At 67.9% G+C, this 22,422-nt stretch carries 27 protein-coding genes; 16 read left to right on the forward strand and 11 right to left on the reverse strand.

The annotated features are described in order from the left end of the window. The first annotated feature begins 88 nt into the window (after positions 1–88). Positions 89–850: an SCO2525 family SAM-dependent methyltransferase gene (locus tag AB0C19_RS19195; protein ID WP_357186935.1), complete on the forward strand. Its 762-nt coding sequence runs from the start codon at positions 89–91 to the stop codon at positions 848–850. 100 nt (positions 851–950) lie between these two features. On the opposite strand, the gene AB0C19_RS19200 is transcribed toward AB0C19_RS19195, so the two are convergent. The 3 genes from AB0C19_RS19200 to AB0C19_RS19210 all read right to left on the reverse strand — a co-directional run bounded on the left by AB0C19_RS19200 (position 951) and on the right by AB0C19_RS19210 (position 4,381). Further along, positions 951–1,898, reverse strand: a complete 948-nt coding sequence (locus AB0C19_RS19200) for a hypothetical protein (RefSeq protein ID WP_357186938.1) — start codon at positions 1,896–1,898, stop codon at positions 951–953. Between the two features lie 640 nt (positions 1,899–2,538). After that, on the reverse strand, positions 2,539–3,795 hold the full coding sequence (locus tag AB0C19_RS19205; RefSeq protein ID WP_357186941.1) for an MFS transporter: 1,257 nt from the start codon (positions 3,793–3,795) through the stop codon (positions 2,539–2,541). Position 3,796: 1 nt separating this feature from the next. Then, positions 3,797–4,381, reverse strand: a complete 585-nt coding sequence (locus AB0C19_RS19210) for a winged helix-turn-helix domain-containing protein (protein ID WP_357186944.1) — start codon at positions 4,379–4,381, stop codon at positions 3,797–3,799. A 262-nt stretch (positions 4,382–4,643) separates the two neighbouring features. Here AB0C19_RS19210 and AB0C19_RS19215 point away from each other — a divergent pair, with 262 nt between their 5' ends. The 3 genes from AB0C19_RS19215 (at position 4,644) to AB0C19_RS19225 (ending at position 5,560) form a co-directional block, all read left to right on the forward strand. After that, entirely contained in the window at positions 4,644–5,018 is a 375-nt protein-coding gene (locus AB0C19_RS19215; protein ID WP_357186947.1) for a hypothetical protein, read from the forward strand. A gap of 124 nt (positions 5,019–5,142) precedes the next feature. After that, on the forward strand, positions 5,143–5,328 hold the full coding sequence (locus tag AB0C19_RS19220; RefSeq protein ID WP_357186950.1) for a hypothetical protein: 186 nt from the start codon (positions 5,143–5,145) through the stop codon (positions 5,326–5,328). A gap of 40 nt (positions 5,329–5,368) precedes the next feature. Continuing rightward, positions 5,369–5,560 carry a hypothetical protein gene (locus AB0C19_RS19225; protein WP_357186953.1) on the forward strand — a complete coding sequence of 64 codons (192 nt, stop codon included), beginning with the start codon at positions 5,369–5,371 and terminating at the stop codon, positions 5,558–5,560. 155 nt (positions 5,561–5,715) lie between these two features. On the opposite strand, the gene AB0C19_RS19230 is transcribed toward AB0C19_RS19225, so the two are convergent. After that, positions 5,716–5,988 (reverse strand): hypothetical protein, encoded by a 273-nt coding sequence (locus tag AB0C19_RS19230; RefSeq protein WP_357186956.1) that lies wholly within the window; start codon positions 5,986–5,988, stop codon positions 5,716–5,718. 136 nt (positions 5,989–6,124) lie between these two features. Between AB0C19_RS19230 and AB0C19_RS19235 the strand changes: the two genes are divergently transcribed. The 4 genes from AB0C19_RS19235 (at position 6,125) to AB0C19_RS19250 (ending at position 8,194) form a co-directional block, all read left to right on the forward strand. Beyond that, on the forward strand, positions 6,125–6,901 hold the full coding sequence (locus AB0C19_RS19235; protein ID WP_357186959.1) for an alpha/beta hydrolase: 777 nt from the start codon (positions 6,125–6,127) through the stop codon (positions 6,899–6,901). A gap of 223 nt (positions 6,902–7,124) precedes the next feature. Continuing rightward, on the forward strand, positions 7,125–7,502 hold the full coding sequence (locus AB0C19_RS19240) for a DUF2089 domain-containing protein (RefSeq protein ID WP_357186962.1): 378 nt from the start codon (positions 7,125–7,127) through the stop codon (positions 7,500–7,502). After that, entirely contained in the window at positions 7,502–7,759 is a 258-nt protein-coding gene (locus AB0C19_RS19245) for a hypothetical protein (RefSeq protein WP_357186965.1), read from the forward strand. Before AB0C19_RS19240 ends, AB0C19_RS19245 begins: the two co-directional genes overlap by 1 nt. Before the next feature lie 12 nt (positions 7,760–7,771). After that, on the forward strand, positions 7,772–8,194 hold the full coding sequence (locus AB0C19_RS19250; RefSeq protein ID WP_357186969.1) for a hypothetical protein: 423 nt from the start codon (positions 7,772–7,774) through the stop codon (positions 8,192–8,194). Positions 8,195–8,512: 318 nt separating this feature from the next. On the opposite strand, the gene AB0C19_RS19255 is transcribed toward AB0C19_RS19250, so the two are convergent. Next, on the reverse strand, positions 8,513–9,280 hold the full coding sequence (locus tag AB0C19_RS19255) for a trypsin-like serine protease (RefSeq protein WP_357186972.1): 768 nt from the start codon (positions 9,278–9,280) through the stop codon (positions 8,513–8,515). A 388-nt stretch (positions 9,281–9,668) separates the two neighbouring features. On the opposite strand from AB0C19_RS19255, the gene AB0C19_RS19260 reads away from it, so the two are divergent. Beyond that, entirely contained in the window at positions 9,669–10,124 is a 456-nt protein-coding gene (locus tag AB0C19_RS19260) for a hypothetical protein (RefSeq protein WP_357186975.1), read from the forward strand. Positions 10,125–10,181: 57 nt separating this feature from the next. On the opposite strand, the gene AB0C19_RS19265 is transcribed toward AB0C19_RS19260, so the two are convergent. Next, positions 10,182–10,523 carry a GlsB/YeaQ/YmgE family stress response membrane protein gene (locus AB0C19_RS19265; RefSeq protein WP_357186978.1) on the reverse strand — a complete coding sequence of 114 codons (342 nt, stop codon included), beginning with the start codon at positions 10,521–10,523 and terminating at the stop codon, positions 10,182–10,184. Positions 10,524–10,943: 420 nt separating this feature from the next. On the opposite strand from AB0C19_RS19265, the gene AB0C19_RS19270 reads away from it, so the two are divergent. From AB0C19_RS19270 to AB0C19_RS19300, 7 genes are all read left to right on the forward strand, one after another. After that, complete coding sequence (locus AB0C19_RS19270) at positions 10,944–11,663, forward strand: hypothetical protein (RefSeq protein WP_357186981.1); 720 nt, start codon at positions 10,944–10,946, stop codon at positions 11,661–11,663. Positions 11,664–11,666: 3 nt separating this feature from the next. Continuing rightward, positions 11,667–12,365: an HAD family hydrolase gene (locus AB0C19_RS19275; protein WP_357186984.1), complete on the forward strand. Its 699-nt coding sequence runs from the start codon at positions 11,667–11,669 to the stop codon at positions 12,363–12,365. A gap of 118 nt (positions 12,366–12,483) precedes the next feature. Then, positions 12,484–13,137, forward strand: a complete 654-nt coding sequence (locus AB0C19_RS19280) for a hypothetical protein (RefSeq protein WP_357186987.1) — start codon at positions 12,484–12,486, stop codon at positions 13,135–13,137. 4 nt (positions 13,138–13,141) lie between these two features. Next, on the forward strand, positions 13,142–14,380 hold the full coding sequence (locus tag AB0C19_RS19285; protein WP_357186990.1) for a DUF6357 family protein: 1,239 nt from the start codon (positions 13,142–13,144) through the stop codon (positions 14,378–14,380). Positions 14,381–14,528: 148 nt separating this feature from the next. After that, positions 14,529–15,158 (forward strand): VOC family protein, encoded by a 630-nt coding sequence (locus tag AB0C19_RS19290; RefSeq protein ID WP_357186993.1) that lies wholly within the window; start codon positions 14,529–14,531, stop codon positions 15,156–15,158. Between the two features lie 334 nt (positions 15,159–15,492). Then, positions 15,493–15,960 carry a peptidase inhibitor family I36 protein gene (locus AB0C19_RS19295; RefSeq protein WP_238685948.1) on the forward strand — a complete coding sequence of 156 codons (468 nt, stop codon included), beginning with the start codon at positions 15,493–15,495 and terminating at the stop codon, positions 15,958–15,960. A gap of 74 nt (positions 15,961–16,034) precedes the next feature. After that, positions 16,035–16,910 carry a hypothetical protein gene (locus tag AB0C19_RS19300; protein ID WP_357186997.1) on the forward strand — a complete coding sequence of 292 codons (876 nt, stop codon included), beginning with the start codon at positions 16,035–16,037 and terminating at the stop codon, positions 16,908–16,910. A 28-nt stretch (positions 16,911–16,938) separates the two neighbouring features. Here the strand turns inward: AB0C19_RS19300 and AB0C19_RS19305 are convergent, their stop codons facing one another. The 5 genes from AB0C19_RS19305 to AB0C19_RS19325 form a co-directional block, all read right to left on the reverse strand. After that, positions 16,939–18,093 carry a helix-turn-helix transcriptional regulator gene (locus AB0C19_RS19305; RefSeq protein WP_357187001.1) on the reverse strand — a complete coding sequence of 385 codons (1,155 nt, stop codon included), beginning with the start codon at positions 18,091–18,093 and terminating at the stop codon, positions 16,939–16,941. Then, complete coding sequence (locus tag AB0C19_RS19310) at positions 18,080–18,241, reverse strand: hypothetical protein (protein WP_357187004.1); 162 nt, start codon at positions 18,239–18,241, stop codon at positions 18,080–18,082. The genes AB0C19_RS19305 and AB0C19_RS19310 overlap by 14 nt, the downstream gene beginning before the upstream one ends. Positions 18,242–18,368: 127 nt before the next feature. Next, on the reverse strand, positions 18,369–19,553 hold the full coding sequence (locus AB0C19_RS19315) for a helix-turn-helix domain-containing protein (protein WP_357187061.1): 1,185 nt from the start codon (positions 19,551–19,553) through the stop codon (positions 18,369–18,371). 357 nt (positions 19,554–19,910) lie between these two features. Beyond that, entirely contained in the window at positions 19,911–21,095 is a 1,185-nt protein-coding gene (locus tag AB0C19_RS19320) for a helix-turn-helix transcriptional regulator (protein ID WP_357187064.1), read from the reverse strand. A 319-nt stretch (positions 21,096–21,414) separates the two neighbouring features. Continuing rightward, on the reverse strand, positions 21,415–22,323 hold the full coding sequence (locus AB0C19_RS19325) for a hypothetical protein (RefSeq protein WP_357187007.1): 909 nt from the start codon (positions 22,321–22,323) through the stop codon (positions 21,415–21,417). Positions 22,324–22,422 lie beyond the last annotated feature (99 nt).

A 22,422-nucleotide genomic window follows, 5' to 3' on the forward strand; every position in this document is an offset into this window, starting at 1 on the left:
CCGCGGCCTTCGGGCTACGACTGCGTCGGGTCGTGGTTGTCTGGAGCGGACCGGTGCCTTGGAGGCCGAGGTGTACGAGGTGCAGCCAATGCCGACCCGCAACAACGACGTCGACTGGAACATGTTCCAGCCACGCGCCTATCACGCGCACAACTACCGTTCGGTGCGTCCCGACGACCTTCAGATCGTCCGTGCCACCAGAGACTTCTTCGCCACGGCTAACCTACCCTCGCATCCCGCCCGCGGCCTCGACGTGGGTGCCGGCGCCAATCTCTATCCCGCCTTCGCCATGATGCCTCTCTGCGAGCACGTCGACCTCGTCGAACACTCGCCGGCCAACGTCCGGTGGCTGCGGTCCCGGCAGAGTTGGTGGCGGCGCTTCGACCACGGGTGGGACGAGTTCTGGCAGCTCTACGCGGAGCGGGACCGCTACACTGCGGCGATGCGCGGCCGTCGCCCGCTCGCGGAGTTTCGGGCAAAGGCCACTGTCACGCAGGGCAGCATCTTCGACCTGCCACAGCAGCGATGGGACATCGGAACCATGTTCTTCGTGGCTTGTTCCCTGTCGGCCGACCGTGACGAGTTCGACCGGGCCGTACGCTGCTTCACTCGCGCGCTGCGGCCCGACGCGCCGTTCGCGGCGGCCTTCATGACCGGCTCCGACGGTTACGACGTCGATGGCGTGCGCTTCCCGGCCGTTCCGGTCGACGCGGTGATCGTCGAGCAGACGCTGCAGCCGCTGGCCACCGACGTCAAGGTGGTCCCGATCGATTCCGAGCAACCGTTGTGCCCGAACGTCGGCATGGTCCTCGCGCTCGGACATTCGCGGGGCGCCTCGACGAAGAGCTAGAGCCCCTTCCGGAGTCCCGGGAGAGCACGCGGCGCGAACGCCATCACCGTGCCGCCGGATGCCGCGGCCGGTCGAGAGGTTCCCCGCCGGCCGCCTGCACCTATTGCGGCCGTTCTTCCTCGTCGATGGGGTAGGCCGCGGCCCACAGCGCGCGGAAGACCTGCACCCGTTCCATCACCCGGGGCGTGCGCAGCACGAGGCGCGTCTCCGCGATGACCGGCGTGTCGTCGTTGACCAGCGAGGACGCCGGGGTGGTCTCGTAGGACAACACCTCGTCGAAGACGATGAAGTCGACGACCTGCGGCCGCAGCACCGGCGGTGTCCGTTCCCGGTCGAGCACCCGCACCTGAATGCCGAACTCCTCCTGCTGCCGGCAGGCGCGCTGCATGTCGGGATGCATGAGGTCCTTGCGGTCGTCCACGATGAAGATCCTCCGGATGCGTGCCTCGTTCTCCTCGACCGCCTGCCGTTGCGCATCCAGATAGCGCTGGCCGAACTCGCTACGCCACAGCCCCCCGTCCACCGAGGCGAGGCTGACCACGTCGATCGACTCGCACACGTGCCGGGTCAGCCCCAGTAGCCAGTCCCGGTCCTCGCCGTAATAGGTGACGTCGCCGCCCTCCGCCATCTCCTTGATGAAGTCGGACATGTCGCGGATCTGAGTACGCACGAAATTGTAGATCAGCGGAGGTGAATCGGGGCTGATCCTGGTCGAGTGCTGCACGAACTGAGTCACCAGGTCGGTCTGCACGGCCGACGCCTCGATAGACCCGAACAACCGGGTCGCGTCATTGATCTTCGCAAAAGCGTCCCCGACCAGCCTCTCCATACGCACCTGGCCACTGCGTGAGGAGGCCTCCACGACGGCCAGCCGCCGCTCGAAGTCCACGAGAAAACGCACAAGTAGCGTGATTCCGCCGATGAGAATGGACAGAGTGATGCTCGTCGCCATCGGCTGCTTCAACGCATTGGTGATCAGGAAGGTGGCAGCACCCGTCGCGGTGGTGACGGCCATCTTGCGCGTGACGCTGGACGGCGCGGCGACCACAGTTGCAGCCTCCTCGCTCTGGGCGCTAACGCCCGCACGAGAGCCCCGTCGTCCCTGCTCCTCCGCCACCACACCCAAATTGCAGCGCATTATTTGCCGGAGTGCAACCACTGGCTTGGCGAGTAGTCGCCGCCATGTTCACCCCTCAACGCAGCTCCGGAGAATCGATCCCCAGATTCTCGGACGGCCGTTTCGTCGGCCGCCGGTTGCTTGATCGCGTTGCGACGAGCGGCTTCACCTGCGAAAGGGCAGTGGCCAACGCCATCACGCTGGTCCAAATCGTCGCAACGTGATTATGTTGACGAATGCGTCTATTGTAGGTCGCCTGCCAACGGCACCGCTGTCACCTCGATCGATCGGTCCGGGTACGACATCCGACAGACCCGGGCGAGGATGTGACACGCTTCGGCAGCGAAGAAGGCCGGTTCCGCCCATTCCCATGCGACCCGCGCTGTCGCGTTCGCTGCCCTCACCTCGTGTTCGGCGGATTCCTCGGATAGGGCCGGCTCCGCACCATCGGAATGAGCTGCGAGGTGGGGACCGTCGCTTCGAGGTCGCCGACGTCTGTCGAGCTGGACGCGTCGCGGACCCGATAGCCCCGACTGCCGTGGAGCTGAGCCTCAGCCGCGCTCATGCTGGTCTACCCGACGTCGACGGTAGCCCGCTGCCGTACGGCGGGAACCCGCCGCCGTACCGAACGCAGGCCCACGTAGGCGACCGCGCCGGAGGCCAGGTACAGCAGGGCCTGCACATTGAGCACGAGCACGACGCTGAGCACGTCGCCGAGCAGGCCGGCAGCCGCCATGCCCAGCCCCTGCGAGGCGCTGAAGATCGCGTAGTAGACGCCGAAGGCCCGGCCCAACTCGGTGTCGGGCACGCTCTGCTGGATCTGCGCGAACGCTCCGCTGGCGTACGCGATGCCAGGCGCACCGACCAGGATGAACAACCCGATGTACCACTCGGGTTGACGGGTGACCGTCGGTCCGTTCCAGATGACCAGGCTGATCAGTGCGAAGGTGGTCGCGCCGAGGCTCATCAGCAGCCGGGGGCTGAGCCGGGCGCCCAGCAGGCCGACGATGAGCCCGCCCGCCACACCACCGATCGCCTGAACCCCGCGCAGCACACCGGTGAGGGTGCCGTCGGCATGCAGCGCGCGACTGACGAAGACCACGAAGAGCACCACGAACAGGCCCTGCGCGATGCCGCCCAACGCCACACTCACGATCGTCATCCGAACGGCGCGGTTGCGCAGCATCGCCGTAAGGCCGTGTCGCCAAGCAATGAAGAACGACGGCTCACGGTCCGGGGCCGTCGGCTGCGCGTTTGCGTGGTGGGCGGCGCGGCGGCCGGCGGCGATCAGGACTGCAGTGATCACGAAGGCCGCGGCGGCGCCGACAGCGAGGTAGCGGGTGCCGTCGCGGGTGATGGCGAACCCGCCCAGCGAACCTCCGATGAGGCGTCCCACGCTCATGTTGAGCGCTATCGCGCTGTTGGCGCGCACCAGGTGCGCGGGCTCGACGAGGCGTGGCAGCGCGGCGTTGCGGGCGGAGTCGGACGTCTGCGTCAGCACCGCCTGGGCCCCGGCGACCAGCGAGATGACCCACAGGTGGTGGTCGGGTTGACCGAGCAGGGGGATCACCACCGCGGCCTGGAGCACGGCGACGCAGCTCATGAGCCGGAACCGGTCGAGACGATCGGCGAGCGCACCGGCGAACGATCCCAGCGTGATGCCGCACAGCAGCTCGACGAGGAAGACGGCGGAGGTGGTGAGCGCCGAACCGGTCACCCCGAACACGTAGATCGGCAGCCCGGTGAGCAGCAGCCAACTCGCCACGCTGGAGAAGAGCCCGGCAGCCCAGATCAGGACGAATCCGCGGTGTCGCAGCAGCGTCAGCATGTCAGAGGAACTCCGGCGTGGGGTACGCCTGGAGGTTGAGGGTGACGGGCCGGGCGTCGCTCGGGGGTGCGCTGCGCAACGGGCGCAGGTACGGCCGGATGACGGCGTCCAGGGTCAGGGCGAGGTGCCGCAACTCCTCCGGGGTGAGCGAGAGCGTGTAGCTGTGGAAGGTGGCGCTCTCCCGCCACTCGTCGGTCAGTTTGTGCTGCTGACCCTGGTAACGCTGCAACGATCGGAACACCTCGTCGAGCTCCAGGGCGGTCAGCGCGTCGTTGATCTGCTGCCCCTCGGCATCATCGGGGTCCGGGACGAATTCGAGCCCGGTGGCAACAGCGCGCCACGGTCGGTCACGCCGGTTGGTCCCCTCGGCGTGGTCCCGCTCGATGAGGCCGTGCCGGGCCAGTTGATGCAGGTGGTAGCTGCAGTTTGATCCGGTGTCGTCCAGCGCCTCGGCGCACTGCGCGGCGGTTCTCGGGCCGGCGGCCAGCAGGTAGCGCAGCAGCCGTAGGCGCAACGGGTGCGCGAGTGCGCGCAGCTTGGTGGCGTCCTGGACGCGCACCCGGCGTTCTGGCTCGTTCTGCTCCATGGGCACCCCTTAGCGAAAGACTCCTTTCGGTTATACGTCGTCCTGGCATCTTTCCGCAACAAGCCTTTCGCATCCGGCCCCGGGGCAGCGGTGGCCCTCGTCCCGCCTTGCCGGCGATAGCGAAGATCTACTCGGCTTTTGTGAAGTCGGGCTGTCCGTGGAGCCGGGACACCCCGACTTCCGTGAACGCGAGTGGATCGACAGGTCGTGCTGCCGGTGCCGCCACCACCCGGGGTTGCGCCCCGGTGGCACCATCGTTCCGATGAACGTGCGTCGCTTGGCGGCCATCGACATGTACGGCAGCCGAGGAACGACCCGCCGGCGGTGGATCATCCTGGCCGAGTTCCTCGTCGGTGTGGTTCTCATGGTGACGTGGGGCATCTGGCTGCTGGCGTCGTCGAGCGGCCTCGGCACCCGAGCGATCGGCCTGTGGTTGACCGGCGCAGGTCTCAACTACGCACCGCTGTCCCTGTACGCGCTCGCGCTGATGCGACCCGGTGCCCTCGAAGCCGAACTGGCAGGCGCCGAGATCGACCGGGAGCTGCGCCGGTACACGGTGCTGCAGCTCTGGGTGTTCGTGCCGCTCTCGCTCGTCGTTCTCGCCATCCGCGACGCACTCGCGCGGCGTAAGGCTTGAACGACAACTCTTTGACCACCTGACGAGCCTGTTCGACGCGCCCGTCATCCCACAGGTTTGGCCGACGACAACTTCGAGCACAACCAGCAGGGTCAGGTCCGGTTGCCACTTAGGAGCGAGCCCAGTGAGACCATCGACTCTCGGCGTACTCCTCATAGGGATGGGCACCATCATCGGGGTCCTGCTCGCCAGCACCGTCGGTGAGCGTTATCCAGACGCGTTCGTGGGCGCATCCGCCGTGATCATCATCCTGGGCCTGACTGCCGTGCTCGTGCACGTGCTGCGCCGCCAGCGGCAGCAGAGGGACTGAGGAAACCGCAGACATGCGCAGGGGATCAAGGGGGTTCACGATGCGGCGTCGGCAGGCAACGGGCGCGCTGGTGCTGCTCGCGTTCTTCGTGTTGCTCATCGCGGTGCAGTTCGCCTGGCCGGAGGTGTCACCAGCGCTTCGGTACCTGAGCGGTGGGCTGATCGCGGTTGGGCTGCTTGTCGTGGCGGTGGGCTTCGCGGCGAGGGAACGACGGCGTCGCTCTGACGGCTGACGGCTGACGGCTGACGGCTGACGGCCCTCGGATCTCCTGAAGTCGAGGTGCCCAGCAGCCGGGACACACCGACCTCCGTGAAAGCGAGTGGATCCTGCCCGCCGCCGACCTGCGCAGCTCGAACCCGATCGGCGGCCCGACGGCGGCCCAGACGGTCAGGGTCGACGAGAGCCCTGGTATGCCTGCCAACAGCCCCAGCCGAACGCGGCGAAGCAGGCGAACCGAACCGTCAGCAGGATCGGCAGGCCCAACCGGCCCCGATCGACGAGCCAGTCGTGCAGTCCCCAGAAGAGTGCGGTGAACACGACCGCCGCAACCACTGCGACGGCCAAGCCTGTCACCAGCCGCGCCCAGCGGCGGCTCGGCAGAACCTGAGCCGAGTCGCGGTCGCCGCCGAGTCGGCGCCCCTCGCCGTCGACCCCCGTCATGCCCGGCAGCCTAGCCGTCCCCGGCCAGGGCTGCCCCTGCTGACCAACGGTGTCCGCTGTGGCCATACCGCCCCGCACTCGCAGCAGGACGACACCGCAACTTGCAGACGTACACCGTCAATGATCGGATGCCGCCATGACGAGGGCCGGTCGGGAATTCTCGACGTCCTACCGAGCCGCCGACGGCAGCGAGCTGCCCCTGCTGGTCTTCGAGCCGGCCGAGGGCACGCCGCCACGCGCCGGCATCGTCCTGTTCCATGGCGGCGCCCTTCGCGGGGGATCGCCGGACGGGCTCGCCCCGCACTGCCGAGCACTGGCATCACGGGGAATCCTCGCGGTGTCGGCCGGCTACCGGCTGCTCGGTCGTGGCGCCGCGAGCATCGACGACTGCCTCGCTGATGTGCGGCGCGCTGTCGAGCAGTTCGGCCGACTGGCAGCGTCGCGCGGGCTCGACGCGCCGCACCTGGCCTCCGGTGGCAGCTCAGCCGGCGCTCATCTCGCGATGCTCGCGGCGATGACCCCGTCCAGCACGGCACCGGACCTCGGCGTCGCGGCCCTGGTGGCCCTGAACCCTGCCGGACTGGATCTGGGCTCCGTCGAGCCGAACGCGCAGCGCCGCCTCGAACAGGAGGTCGGCATCGCCGGGCGCAGACTGATCGAGTACTCGCTGATCGAGTTCGTGCGGCCGGGCAACCCGCCGACGCAGATCCACCACGGCACTCGCGACGAGATCGAGCCGATCGGCTCGGTGCGGCAGTTCCGGGACGCGATGGTCCGCGCCGGCAACGAGTGCACGCTCCGGGAGTACGCGCACGCCGAGCACGGATTCCACTACCCCGGCACCGGCGGGCACTTCGACGACGTCGTCGACGCCACGGCGCGCTTCCTCCTCGGCCGGACAGCAACGACCTGAACGGCACGCCTCTCAGCTGGGCGGCGGCGGGCACTCCCGCCCGCTGAGCGCCCGACAGGTCACACCCTTCGACCGCGGCGGGACCTCTTCGGGTCCCGCCGCGGTTGCGCATTCCCGGCAGGCGGCGAGGTCGACTCATACTTCTTGCCCCCACGAGTACGACCTTAAGAAAATTAAGGTCAACTTATTGGAACTTGAGGATTCTTGAGATACAACTTCAGGTATGACAGAACAGGCCATGGACTGGCAGGACCTGACCAGCCTGACGCGGGGGCAGCCGTTCGTCGTCGAGCGGGTGCGCCTGGCGAGCAACGGCGTCGCGATCGAGGGCGAGTTCGAGCCACCGCAACTGGCTCAGCTCAACGTCGATGACCAGGTCTTCGTCACGGCGTTCGTGCGCTGCCACGGTTCGATCAAGGAGATGGAACGCATCTTCGGGGTGAGCTACCCGACGATCAAGTCACGACTCAACCGGATCACACAGATGCTCGACTTCGTCGAGACCGACCCGGCGCCCCCGCGAGCCGACATCATCGACCGGTTGCGCCGCGGTGAGATCACCGCACAGCAGGCGCTGGCCGAGCTGGACGGCCGCACGTGATGCCGCAGTTGGTGACCGTCAAGGTCAACCGTCCGGACCGCCGGCCCGTCCGCGTCTGGGTTCCGGTGCTCCCCGTGGCGCTCGTGCTCTTCCCGGTCGTGGTCCTGGTCGTGTTGGCGGCGATCGTGGCCTGCGTCGTGTTCCGCATCGGTGTGGTGCGGGCCCTCGGCGCCGCTTGGCGTGTCATCTCCGCGCTACCCGGCGCCCGCTTCGACATCGAGCAGGGCCGCATGGCCGTGTTCGTGGCCATCCGATAAGGAGAGATTCGAATGACCGAACAACGCAAGGACATCCTCGACATGCTGGTCGCCGGCAAGATCACCGCAGAGGAGGCGGAGCAGCTCATCGCCGCACTCGAACGGGACCAGGCACCGGCGACGGTGAGTCACGACGCCCGGCCGAAGGGCAAGGTGAAGTACCTGCGGGTGATGGTGGACGCCACCGACAACGGCGAGCCGTCGCGGGTCAACGTGCGGGTGCCACTGCAACTGCTGCGCGCCGGGGTACGGCTGGCGGCGCTGATCCCGCCGCAGGCCCTGGTCAAGGCCAACGCCTCACTAAGCGACTCTGGCGTGCCGATCGACCTGACGCAGCTCAAGCCCGAGCAGTTGGAGGCGCTCGTGGAGCACCTCGACGAGGTCACAGTGGAGGTGGATTCACCCGATGCCACAGTGCGGGTCTTCTGCGAGTAGGCGCCGTCTGATGGGACGGGCCCTCGAGAGGGTGCTGGAACACCCTCCCGAGGCTGCGCCCGCCGCAGCAGAGCACAGGTGAACTGCCAACCTGAAGTTTAGCCACTCACCAGCAGCAGCGGAGGGACCACTCGGACGGGTGGTCCCTCCGCGCCGTCCCGCCGCTGGTCGTCGCGATCCTCCGGCGCGACTTCGGCTAGAGACCGCCCGACGCGCGGCCTTGCCCGCCTGGCTCCACACCTACAACAATCACCGCCACCACACCGCACTCGGCGGCCCACCCGCCAGCCGCGTCCCCAACCTCTCTGGACAGAACACCTAGACCAGCACCCCGGGAACAGGATCAGGGTTGACCGGGATTGGCGCGCCGGAGCGCTCGGTCACCTGAGCTGGCTGCTGCCCCGCAGCTCTGGTGTACGGATGGACGGGCAGCGTCGCGCCGAACCGCGCGAGTACGTTCTGGATGGGGTTGAAGCACATCTTCCCATTGGACTTCGCGATGGCAATTCCCACCGCCCACACGTGGCCAGCCCCGTCGGACTGCCACACCGGCCCTCCGCTGTCCCCGCCATCCACCGTCGCAGTGGTGCACAGCAGGTAGTCACGCACACCGTCAGGGTAGGTGACGGTTCTCCACTCGGTGATTCTCCCTTCCGTCCAGCCCGTCCTCCGACCCATCTTGCCGACCAACATGCCGGGACTGAGGGCACTGTTGTTGAAGTAGCCCACGACCCTGCCTGGGCTGCGTCCGCTCACCGGATCCACAACGATTTGTGTGGCGTCGTCCCCGGCGTCCATGCGAATCAGTGCTCCATCGAAGGAGTTCGTTGTGTATATGTCACCGACTCGGTCGTTGCGGATCACCGTGCCGTATCGGCGATCGCTGCCGTACACGATGTCCCCGGTCCGGCCGTAACCCCAGCAGTGCCCTGCGGAGACCAGAAACATCCCACTCGACCCACGGACCGCGTAGCCGCCTGTGCAAGACCCCGGCGTGGTGCCCGGGGCATTGGGGTACATCGGATCACCAGGCCGATAGAGATAACCGGCCGCCTGCACCGGCGCCGCTCCCAGCAGCACCCCCACACAGATGATTGTCAGCGCCGCGATAGACGCTCTAAAAAGTCGCACCGCTACTCCGAACGTAAGGAATCGGCAAAGCTCGGCTTATGACGGCGCAGCCCGCATAAGCCGATGTATAGGACGGACACCAGCATCACCGGGCGGGAACATCGAGTCAAGCACATGTTCATGCTGCTGACCCGACAGTCAGAATCGCTCTGAACTCTGCCCTCGCGGCAGTCTCGGTCCGCTCTTCGTGCTGGGCCGTGTATTCAAAGGTTCACCACAGCATCGCGGCGGACGGAGGACGCCCTTCGATCGCTGCCCTACAGTCGTCGGCACTGTCGACGGAAGGAACCTCATGAACGAGAACGACCAGACGATGTTTCGTACGTCCGCCCGCCTCACCTTCGTGTTCATGCTGCTGATGGGCTTGCTGGCCTGGGTTGTCGTCCAAGCCGTGCTGGCACTCATCGCGGGGCGGTCGGCGGCCGACTACACGAGCATCGCCGTTTCGGGCGTCCTCTACGCCGTCGTCTTCAGCGCTCTCTCGCTTGTGCTGCATCGCAGGAACTGGTCATCGGTCGACGTCACCGGGCCGGCACTGGCGCTCGCCGAGAAGGGGCGAACGGCCGTCCTCCCGTGGCAGGCGATCCAGTCGGCGACGGTCCGCCGTCCTGGCCCGTTCGCCGTTCTTGAGGTCATCCTGCGCCCAGAAGCGGTCGCGCCATCCGCCACGACGCTTCGTCCTGGGATTCGCGCCGGTCAGCCTGTCTACACGATCAACGTCGGACTGCTTCGGCCGGCGACGGGCGTCCTGCGTACCGCACTCGCCCGTCACCTGCCACAGGTCGCCGACCGCTCCTGACCTGCGCTCGCGAAGTCACTGCGGCTACCGAAGACGGCTCACCCGCCGAGCGGCTCGTCAGCTCTTGGCCTTGCTGCGACGAGCCCGCCCACGGGGCTTGTCGTCGCCGCCGGCGAGCCGGGTGAAGGTGAGCATGTTCGCCAACGCCACGGCGACGATCGCGACGCCGACCTGGATCGCGAGCACTACCCAGTCCCAGCGCAGCACCCACACCTCCACGCCGGCTCCGTCGTCGATGTCGAGCGCTCTGGCGACCACCGTGCCCAGCACGGCCGAGCCGACGCCGATGACGAACGTGGCGAAGAAGCCGATCCGTTGCCGCCCCGGCAGGATGAGCCGGCCGAGCAGGCCGACGAGGGCACCGATGAGCACCGCGCCGAGATAACCAGTTACCAGCATTGCTGTCTCTCCCCTCCAGCAGTGCCGAGGTACATGCCCGAATCTCACGTTCCCGGAAACCCCACCCCGGCCTCGACCGGTCGCGGAATGGTGTCGAAGCGACGCCATCGGGCACGTCGATGGGGGTCGCTCGGGGGGATCCGCGTCGTCCGCAGCGCTCGTGTTGGGCCCACTCGGCAGGATGGGTAGCCTGCCGGCATGGCAAAGGTCGTCACGTACCTGGAGATGAACAACGCCACGGAGGTCGAAGCCGAGTAGTTGTCGGCTCAGGCCGAAGCGAACCGGCGGTACGACCGCGGTACGACGGAGCGGCCCTCGTCGTCAACGCACCACGCGAGTTGCCGAGCGCGAGCCGACGGCGGTGTCTCACCACAAGGGCTGAGCGGCGTCTCGTCATGGCTGCGAGGGCTACGATCGACCGTGCGATTCGTGGGCTCGGAGTTGGGTGAGGCCGCAGCCTGGGAGGCTGCCTTCCCGCGTCGTCTCGGTGATGACGTGCGGAGGGCGTTGGCAGTCCTACCGTCGGTGCCGCCCGCGCGGACGTCGTCGATCCGTGTGCTGGTCGAGGGCGAGCCGGTCCTGATTCCATCCCGGATCTACTCCGACGAGCCGCCCGTCGCCGCGGAGGCGACGCTGTCCGCCACCCAGCGTGCGGTGCTGGACTGCCTGTACACCCGCCACCACGATGGCCGGGTCCGGCAGCGGCGGTTGGAGCGGGTGGTCGGCGTGATCCAACAGTGGGTGGTGCCGTTCGTGGTGCAGTTGGTGGGCGAGTACGTGGACGAGATTCTGCTGGTCATCGAGCGAGTACTCACGCCGGAGCTGGTTGTGCCACACAGCCCGGTGGCCGCCGTCTACGGGCGATGTGCCGCCGAGAACCCCGCGTTCATGGCGCTCACCGGCCAGCGGGTTGTCAGCTACTGGGACTGCTACCACCGTCGGCGCTACCCCACGCTCAACGACTACCCAGGGCACGCCGTGCTGGCAGCGCTGCGGACGGCGGCACAGCGAGCCGGCGAGGAGGCACCGCCCGCCGGCTGCCACCTGGCGGACCTCGACGTGCCGATCGTGAACACGCCGCAGGCAGCCATGCACCACGGCGGCGCGGCCTCGATCGGCGCTCAGCAACGGAAGGCCTGACCAGTGCATCAGTTCCGGGCGGTGATATTCGACTGGCGAGGCACGCTCGTCACCACGCTGTCGTCGCAGGACTGGGTGCACGCAGCGTTACGGCTCCTCGGGCGCGACGATCGGCCGGAAGCGGTCGCCGGCGTGTTGGCAGCCATCACCGAGGCGGCCGGACAACCGGATCGCCTGGCGGCCCCGGGGGTGGACCGGGATGCCGCGGTGCACCGGGCGACGTACCACGGCGTCTTCACCGCGGCCGGCCTCGACGTCGACCTGGCAGATGCCCTGTACGCCGTGGAGTCCGATGCCGCGTACAACGAGTTCGCCGTCGACGTGGCTCCGGTACTGCGCGCGATCTCCACACACGGCCTGCGCATCGCAGTGGTCAGCGACATCCACTTCGACGTGCGCCCGGCGTTCGTTGCTGCGGGTATCGCCGACCTCATCTCGGTTTTCGTGCTGTCCTACGAGCACGGTGTGCAGAAACCCGATCCGGAGATCTTCCAGCACGCCCTCGACCGACTCGGTGCGCTGCCGACGGAGACGCTGATGGTCGGCGACCGGTACGAGTACGACGGCGCCGCCCTGGACGTCGGCATGACGACGCTGCTGCTGCCGCCGCTGAACGACGTCCGTCACGAGCGGCTCGGCCTGGCCGCCCGGCTGCTCGGCGTACCCCTCGGCGACGCACCCCCGCCGCCCGGCCCACAGTGACGCCCCGGCGTAGCCGGAGCCAGGGCCACCGCGCGCAGCACGCCCATGATCAGGCCGCGGGCGTGTCAGATCGGTCCACTACGCTGGCGGAACTTTCACACGTGAACGAAGGACGCACATGGCCCGCCCCTACAGTCCCGGACCGAAGCTGTTCGTCTTCGCTGCCGGTGATGGCAACGACCAACACGTCTCGGTGAGCGACCCCCAGGAGGCGTACGTAGCGTTCTCTGCGTTCTTCCGGGGTCGAGAGTCTGACACTTACACCATCACTGACGAAGCGGCGAAGCAGAGTTTGGTGCTCAGGCCCCGTCGGGGTGTGATCTCCCGAATCGAGGATGCTGATCAACCTCGGTCGGAACACCTCCAGGTCGACAGGGGCAACCGCTACCTTCCGAGCGCGATGCTGTTCTTCGAGAACGGATACGCCGGCCTCGACTACTTCGGCCAGTGGTTCCCTGAACTCTCCGACCTCGACGCGTCACCGGAGACCCGCGGTGCCGCCCGCGCCGCCACGTTCACGACGGAAGCAGCGGCAATCGAAGAAGTCGGCCGGATCTGGGCGGATTCGGGAATCGTCGACCCGAGCGATACGTACTACGTCTTCTTCGACTCACATGATGTCGACGATGATCGGGCCGAACGAGCCGAACTGCTCCAGTTGATCGAATTCCTCGGTCTCGAACGGGTCGACGCCCCGGCCGAGGCCGCCGGGGGCGAAGTCTGGGTGCGCACCGACCCACGCCTCGCAGTCGAATGTGCACGGTGGGCGTGAACAGATGACAGACATCGTTTTCACGCGTAGCGGCTGGATCCCGAAGGTGATCCGCGAGGACGGCGAGCTGAAGCTGATGCTCGCCGCCGGGGCCGACGCCAACCACGAGCCTCGCACGTTCACGTTCCCGATCGGGGACGCCCACCTCTCGGTGATCCGGGAGGACCTGGCCAGGCACCTGCTGCTGTGGAGTGCGGTCCTTCCGCTGTGCGACGCCGCCGGAACCCGGGGCCAGCTCGACGAGAACGCTGCCGTCGCGCTCTTGGACCCGATCCTGCTTTCCCCGCCCTCGGATGTTGACGCGCTCTTTCGGCGCATCCGGTGGGACAGGCATCGTCTCGTCGCCCATGGCGCCGACATCGAGCTACTGGAGCGCGGTCAGATCTGCGAGGCGATGCGCACGGCGACGGAGAGGTCGAACGCGAAACGTGCCCAGGAGTATCACGCAAACCGCCGTCGCGCCGAGCGCGGAGTAGTCCTCGGGCCACTCGACACTGAGATTCTGCGGTATACGGGCCAGTATCTGCATGGCGCGACGGTTCCGAGGCGGAACCCCGATGCCGTCGACCCCGCACTGCTGCCCCAGGTCATGCGGGTGATCGCGACTGCGGAGCAGGCGTGCGCCGGGATGCAAATCGGCCTCGATCCGCGGCGGGGAAAGCGGGCCACTGACAAGCGCGACTGGGATCGGATGGCGGCGACTGTCGACGAGGCAGTGCGCCGCGCGTACGCCGAACTCGTCGACGACGCGGTGCGGACGGTGAGCTTTCTGATGTGCTCGGAGGCCGCGGAGCGCTCCAAGAGCACGCCCGTGGAAGACGACGACGAGGCCGCCGGCGACCACGGTAAGACGGCCCTGTCGTTCACCGATGACAAGGGCGGCGAGAAGAAATGGGTACGGGACGGGCCGCGCACCGCCTCCGCCGAGTTCTGGGAGTTCGTCGCCGATCGCTCTGCCGGGAACAACGAAGTGTTCACCATCGAGGACGAGGAGATGGGCGAGGGGATCCAACTCCACTTCTACGCCGACTCCATCGCCCGGATCACAACTGTGCGACACGGGGAAGACGGGTCGGACCCGGAGTACCAGGTCGAGTACAGCCTGGTTGACGGGATCGGCGGGTACCGGAAGCTGGTGAGCGTCTTCGTCCGCGGCGGCTGCGTCGCACTCGAACAACACGGTCCCTGGATGTCGGACGTCGCCGAGTTCGAGCGCGCGCGTCGTCGGCGCGACGCCCGGTAGTCCCAGAGGGAGGCCGGTGCCGAGGCCAGCGGCCGTCAGCGGGTGAGGCCGACCAGCGTTAGCGACATCCACCAGGTACACGCCCCGATACTCAGCCGGCAACCGCCGCGTGGGAGGCCGTCGCGCCGCCGATGTTAGGTTCGCTGGCATGACCGGGCAGATCACGGCCGCGCAGTTCCACGCGGCCGACGGTGTCGAGGACTGGCGCTGCCTCTACCATCTGGTCTCGGCCTACTTCCCGACCGGCTCGCTGTCCAAGGGCATCGCGCTCGTCGATGAGATTGGCCAGCTCGCCGACGAGTCCCAGCAGCAAACCCTCATCGTCGACCTGCGCGGCACTGGCGTCACGGTGAGCCTGAATCGGCGCGACATCTCGTTGGCCCGGCGCATCTCGGCCGCGGCCAAGAAGCTGGGCCTCACCGCCGACCCGACCGCCGTACAACTCATCAACGTCACCCTTGACGCACTCGTCGGCGCGGACGTGCTGCCGTTCTGGCAGGCGCTGCTCGGCTATGGGCAGATTGGCGACGACTACCTGTTCGACCCGTCGCGCCGCGGCCCGGGCTTCGGCTTGCAACCGTCGGACGAGGCGCGCCCACAGCGCAACCGCATGCACCTCGACATAGCTGTCCCGCACGATCAGGCAGAGGCTCGCATCGCCGCCGCCCTGGCCGCCGGCGGCAACCTGGTCTCCGACGCGCACGCACCCAGGTGGTGGGTCCTGGCCGACGCCGAGGGCAACGAGGCGTGCGTCGCCACCTGGGTCGGCCGCGCATAGCAGGACGGCGACCTTTCAGCTCGTGAGCCCGACCAGCGTGGCGAGTCGCGCCACGCCGGCCGGCGCCGGCTGCGCGCGGGCAATATCGGCGATCACGGTACGCGCCAACGCCCGCCCACCGACCACCCCGGCGCGGGCTCATCTGGGCGCCCCTCACCAAACCCGGGCGGACCCTCAGCGACAACCCGGGAAACGCCGGACAGGATCGAGATTCGAGCTGGCTCGAATGTCTCGGCTGCGCCGCTATCCCCGGGGTTGACTGACGCCGTCCACACCGGTGCCACCAGCACGATCACTCAGCTCCGGCAGAAGGATCCCCCAGCTAAGGAGACTCATGAAGCGACAAATCCTGGCGTTCTTCGGTGCGTTGGCGCTGGCTGCCGGCGGGCTCCTGGCCGTGGCCAGCCCGGCCCAGGCGGCGACGTCGCGCAACGGCGTGTGCGAGAGCGGCGAACTGTGCATGTGGCAGCACAGCGACCTGCGCGGCGGTCGCTACGACACCCTCTCGACCACTGCGAACTTCAATCAATGGTCGTTCGTGGCTGCCTGCACCTCGGGCTGCGTGCTGCATGACAACGTCAGCTCGCTGCGCAACTACGACCCGGTGAATCCGGTCCGCCTCTTCGAGCACGAGAACTACCGGGGCCTCTACTTCTGGCGGCAGAAGGCCAACAGCGGCCAGTCCGACGAGGCCCTGAACCTCACGCTGGACCGCGACCAGAACGGGAACCACTGGGACAACCGATTCGACTCGTTCTGCTTTGTCTGGACCGGCCAGCCGCAGACCCGCTGCCGCCCCTAGGACCGCATCGAGGGGCTCGCGTCGGCCGCGAAACAGCGGGCAACGCGGGCCCCTCCAGCCTGAGCGAGGTCTTCATGCCCATGATCCGTAGCCAATTCGCGGCCCTGGTGCTGGCCTGTCTGACCGTCGCTGCCGGGACCGCGTGTGAACCGAGCGGGCCCGCGCAACGGCCCGCCGGGCCGTCGCCGGTGGCGACCATGAGCCTTCCGTTGGACCGACTGTTTCCGTCCGGGGACGAGGATCTGCTTCTCCAGCGGGCCGAGGCGAAACTTGTCGTGGCCTGCATGCGCCGGCTCGGCATCTCCTACCGGCCGCCGGAACCGCATCACACCGACCCGGCCGCCACACGGGACGGGTTGTACGGGCTGGTGGAGCACGACCAGGCGCAGCGCCTCGGCTACCACGCCGCACCCGGCGGTGAGGCGGCTGAGGACAAGCCTCCACCGCCTCCGGAAAGGACAGCGGTGGCCCTCAGCGGCACCCGGTTCGGCACCGACGGACCCGAGCCGGCCGGCGGCCGGATCCCTCAGGGCGGCTGCCTCGGCGAGGCGAACCGGCGACTGACCGAGGGCGCACCACCGGTCAGCGAGACGCTCCTGTACGACATGGCCCTGCGGGCCGGCCAACAGGCAGAGCAGGACGCGCGCGTTCAGGCCGGGTTCCGGGCCTGGTCGACGTGCATGGCCGGCAAGGGGTTCACCTACGCCGACCCGTGGCAGGCCAACGACGACCCGAGGTGGAGCACCGACCATCCCAGCGACGTGGAGCGCCGGACCGCGGTAGCCGACGTAGCGTGCAAGGACAGCACGGATCTCGTGACGATCTGGCAAGCCGCAATGGTGGAGCACCAACAGCGCACGATCGCGACCCGCTCCGCCGACATCGAACGCTACGAGCAGGCCAAGAGCGCCCGGCTCGCCAACGGCCGACGCGTGCTGGCGACGAGGTGAGGCCAGCCGCGACCGGCGGGTAGGGCGGTCAGCGGGTCAGGCCGACCAGGTTGGCCAGTCGCGCCACACCGGCCGGCGCCGGGTGACCCCGGGCAACATCGGCGATCACGGTACGCGCCAGCGGCCGGCACCGGACCTCAGCCGGCGCGACGCTGTCCGCGTCGACGAGCGCGCGAGCAGCGCCGCGCACGTCACCCACCTGGAGGTACGCCCGCGTGACATCAACCAAATACGCGCCCCGATACTCGGCCGGCAACCGCCGCCACGCCTCCCGCCGCACCACTGTCGAATGCCTTTGGAGCGCCTCGACGGCTTGACCCCGTTGCGCCGTCACCAGCACCCGCGCCAGCTCGACGGCGATCGGCCCGAAGCTGGTGCGGTGCACATCGTCGTACCCCCTCAGCCCAGCGGCGATCCCCGCGGCCCGGTCGATCAGCTCGTCGGCGCGGTGTGTGTCGCCGCAGCCGACTGCGGCCAGGGCGGCCTGGAGCAGCAGCGTCCCACCCACAGCCCACTCCCCCGCCGACCGCTGCGGACCGGAGGTGATGCGGTTCGCGGCGGCGAGCGTCGCGGCCAGGGCCAGGCGGTCGCGGCCCGACGCACGCAGCGCCTGGGCTACCGAGATGGCCGCCGTCGCCGCCAGGATCGGGTCGTCGCCGGCAGCGGACATCGCCCGGTCGGCGGCCAACCAGCCGAGGTTGGCCTCGCCGAGCTTCACCAGCAGCGACGAGGTGATCCGGTACGCCTCCACCAGCAACTCCGGTGTCTGCGCGCCCTGGGTGGTGTCGAGCAGACCCGGCAGGACTCGCACCAACTGGGCGTAGTGCGCGTGCTGGTAGCTCAGCCAGGCGTACCCGACCTGCCTCCTTACTTCTTCTGTCGTCTGCTCTTGGGCTTGCAGGGTGTCGTAGCGGGCGAGCGCGGCCCGGATGTCGTCCACCCCGTCCGGCGTGCCGGCAGGCGTTGGCCGCTGCTGACCGAGCAGCACCTCCGGGTCGACCCGCAGCACGTGGGCCAACTCCTGGGTCACCGAGTACCGGTCCAGGGCGCGCACACCCCGCTCCACCTTGTCCACCCAGCTCTTCGACCTGCGTAGCCGATCGGCGAGCATCTGCTGCGTCATCGACCGCCGCACCCGCCAACGGGCGACGCGGCGACCGATCGGGAGGTCATCGTTGGTCACGCCGCCACCGCCGGTCCGGGACCGCACGGGTCGTGTCGTCGACGGGTACGCGTTCCGCCTCGGCCTGCGCCAGAAGGCGCTGCTTGGCAGCCTCCCGCTCGGCCGCCTCACCCGTGTTCTCCGGAGCGTTGTCGTCCCGACCGCTCATCCCCGCCTCCTCCGGTAGAGGCCCAGCGGTGATGCTCGGATTCGATCACCGCCGCACCAGGCCACAGACGTGCTCACGTCCCAAACCGGACAGTAGGGCGGATTGGTGATGCGGTGATTACTGGCAGTTATGCGGCCAGGTTGATGCCAATACGGCCGGCGAGCAGGCGCAGCTCGTCGGGGATGGCCCGGCGCTGGGCGCGCTGGGCCAGGGTCACTACGGCATCGCGAGCGAGGGGATTGATCGCGAACGGGATCGGCGCGGACTGCTCGGCCCGGATGAATGCGGCGAGGGCCTCAGAGTCCCGGCGACCGCCGTCCGCAAGCGCGCGCCCAATGTCGAGCCAGTACGACAATTGGCGATTCGACGCCTTGAGCACCTGCGGTTGGATCGTCCGGGACAGCTCGACTATCTTGCCGTACTCGCCCTGCTCAGCCGCGATGGACATCTTCCAGAGCCCCACATTGGTTGGCCCGAAGCAACACCCGTTGAAGCCTCCGCCGTCGGCCGGATCTCCCAGACTCGCCGCCTCGCGGGTGGCCTCGGCGAGGTGGTCGCGGGCATCGTCCGGGCGAGCGTCCACGGTCGAGGCCAGCGCGGCCATGAGGTGAAGCTGTCCGAGCATCTGCCGCACCCGGACGTCGGAGGCGTATCCCTGAAGCTCCACCAGCGAGCGGTCACTGACTCTGGCTGCCAAGCGCGCGGACTCGATTGGCAGGCTCTGCGCATATATGAAACGCGATGCGCCTATCCACGCTCGATCTTCGACGTCCTCAGCAGCCGATACGGAAATGCGAGAAGCGTTGAGGGCCAGGTGGCGATAGCCGAGGTGCCGAAGACAGGTGGAGGCCAGGTAGGCGGCCTGAGCGAGTGCGGTGCCGCCCACGGCAGCGGCTTCGAGCAGCAGAGGCGGGAGCATGCGAGCCATTGCCGGGTAGTTGCAGGAGTTGCGGAGCTGATCGGCGCGGACGATCTCGGCCGTCAAGCGTTCCGTTGTGAAGGTCGACGGGCGGCGCTCGCCGTCCTCGATCTCGATCAAGGCTGACCAGATCGCCGGTACGCACTCGGCGGCGCTCTCGCGCGCCGGATCACCGGACTCCGTGCCCTGGCCAAGCAGGTCGGCCACCGTGACCTGAAGCGCGGCAGCGAGAGCGACCAGTGTGGAGCGACGGTCGATTGTCTTACAACCCGATTCAACTTGCGACACGTACGACTGGGTGACGCCCGCGAGGCCAGCGAGAACGGCCTGTGTCATCCCGCCCCGGCGCATCCGCCAGTACCGAATCCTGGCACCGATGGTGTCCGGCTTTATCACCATGCCTACGCCCACCCTCAGGTAGAGGACTGGATTGCGGCGTCGGAGTGCTACGCCCGCATGGTTGGACGCTACACCCCAACGCACCGTAGCCCTTACCGCTGACGGATGGGTTGTGCGGCACAACGGCACCATTCGTGCTTACGCCCCGCCCGAGGAGTGCCCCGGGGCGGACAGCGTGCGGAAGCCGCCAGGTCATGAGCACAAGCACGGCCCGGCGTAGATGCCAAGTCAATCTGGACAGGCGCCATGCTGGTGCAACTACAGCATGACGGTGCCAGGTTCGTCCGGACGGGACATCCAACTCGAGGCCGGATGTCAGAGCAGAACCGCCCAAAGGCTCGACAGCTTCAGTTACGCGGCCAGGTTGATGCCGATGCGGTTGGCCAGCAGCCGCAGGTCGTCGGGGATGGCTCGGCGCTGGGCGCGCTGCGCCAGGGTCACCACGGCATCGCGGGCGAGGGGGTTGATCGCGAACGGTACCGGCGCGGCCCGCTCGGCCTGCACGAACGCAGCTAGCGCCTCAATGTCTCGGCGACCGCCGTCCGCAAGGGCGCGACCGAGGTCGAGCCAGTAGGACTGCTGGCGGATCGACGCCGCAAGTACCTGAGGTCGGACGGTCCGAGACAGCTCAATGACCCGGCCGGACTCGCCCTGCTCGGCGGCGATGGACATCTCCCAGAGCCCGACGTTGGTCGGGCCGAACCCACAGCCGTTGAAGCCGGCCCCGTCGACCGGATCCCCGAGCGTTGCCGCCTCCCGCGCTGCCTCGGCGAGGTGGTCGCGAGCTACGTCCAATCGACCGCTGACTGTCGAAGTCAAGGCGGCCGAGAGATGGAGCTGTCCGAGCATCTGTCGCACCCGATCGTCGGCGGCGTCAGCTTGCAGCTCGATCAGTGACCGGTCGGCGGCACGGGCCGCGACCGGTGCGGATTCGATCGGCAGGCTCTGCGCATAGGCGAAGCGGGAGGCCGCGATCCAGGCCGGGTCTTCGGTGTCTTCGGCGACCGCCCCGGCGAGCCGGGCGGCATTGAGGGCCAGGTGACGGTAGCCGAGGTTCCGCAGGCAGGTGGCGGTTTGGTAGGCGACTTGGACGAGCACTGTGCCACCAACGGCGGCCGCTTCAAGCAAAAGGTTGGGCAGCATACGAGCCATCGCCGGGTAGTTGCACGAGGTGCGGAGCTGCTCGGCGCGGGTGATCTCGGCGGTTAGGCGCTCCGCCGTGTAGGTCGACCGGCGGCGCTCGCCGTCCTCGATCTCGATCAAGGCTGACCAGATCGCCGGTACGCACTCGGCGGCGCTCTCGCGAGCCGGATCGCCGGACTCTGTGCCCTGGCCGAGCAGGTCGGCCACCGTGACCTGAAGTGCGGCGGCAAGCGCGACCAGAGTGGAGCGACGATCGATGGTCTTTCGCCCCGACTCGACCTGCGACACGTAGGACTGAGTGACGCCAGCGAACCCGGCGAGAACGGCCTGAGTCATACCGCCACGACGCATCCGCCAGTACCGGATCCTGGCACCGATGGTGTCCGGCTTCATCACCATGCCTTCGCCAACCCCCAGCTAAAGGACCAGTACAGCGGCCACGCCCTGCTGTCCCGCACGTTTGGACGGTACACCGACAGAGCATCCAAGTGACGACGCTGAGTGCCCCGAGAGGCGTCGCAGGCCCAGTCGTACGTGGCACAACCCCAGCGTCAGAGTTGGCTTCGGTCTATCGGGTGACCTGAACGAACCAGACGAGCGCGTAGGTGGGGTTGCCGCATGGCTTCCGGATCTGCCGAGAACAGTGCATCGTCGGCTGCACGCGCTTTCCGCACATCGTCGTGGCGGAGTCAGACGCCAGCCAGCCGCACGATCAGCAGTCCAGCTCGGCAGTCGCATTGTCCTCGATCTGCACCACGTCGGGGTCCCAGCGCAGAGCTTGAACCTGAGCGTCAGTCATGTCAGCGGAGAAGCTGTTGATGAAGTCGAACACTCTGCTCGGGGAGACCCCGGCTCGCGCGGCGACGGTAAGCGGATCACCGCTGCAACGAACGGCCACTATGTACTCACCATCGACACGCCGTTCATCTGGGGCACGGAAATGCGGTGCAAGCCGATCGGGGTCGGGCTCGATGCGATCGATGTCGGTATCTTCGGAAAGTGCCGGGACCCCGGCCCTCGGCGACCGTTCCAACTGCAGGCCGGTCAGCCTGGCGCCGAACCCCCAAGAGGTGATGCGGTACAAGTTGTCGGGCGAAAGCTGGTGTCGACTGAGTATTTGATAGGGATCGGTTCCCGGCTTGACGATGACGAGGTAGTCATTCTCAGCGGAGTGTCCCGCATACCGCGCCTCCAACGAGTGCGGCTCGGGTTTTGGCTCGTTCTCGATGGCGTTCAGCATGGCGGTGGGGTCGTAGCCGCGCTCGCGCGCCTTGATGACGAGATGCGCCGGAGGGCGGCGCAGCTGCGCGTACGCGAGCGTCCCCCTCGACTTGTGCATGTCTTCGAGGCTCAATTCGTCGAGCGGGTGCCAGGGCTGATAGGCGTTGGGGTATTCGGCCCGCAACGAGTCATGGTCTGCCGGCAGATCCTGCACCGCGACCCTGATCGAACGCACCGAGCGCGTCGGAAGACTCGCCGACCCGCCAGCCGGATCACGGACGAAGACGAAGTCCGGTGTCATTGTCACGAAATGAGCCGGGTACGACCGAACCTCGCCAACTTCTTGCTCGATCTCCACGATGTACGGCAGATACACCGTCGGATCCGGCCACTCCGTCATCAGTGCCTCCCCTGTGAACCCGTTGCGACCGGTTGGCGGTGGTGGTCACCGACCGCTCCGCTTCACCAGGAAGCCCATCACGGCGGATTTCGAGCGAAA

This window comes from Micromonospora sp. NPDC048842 (genome assembly GCF_040649935.1).
GTDB lineage: Bacteria > Actinomycetota > Actinomycetes > Mycobacteriales > Micromonosporaceae > Micromonospora > Micromonospora hortensis.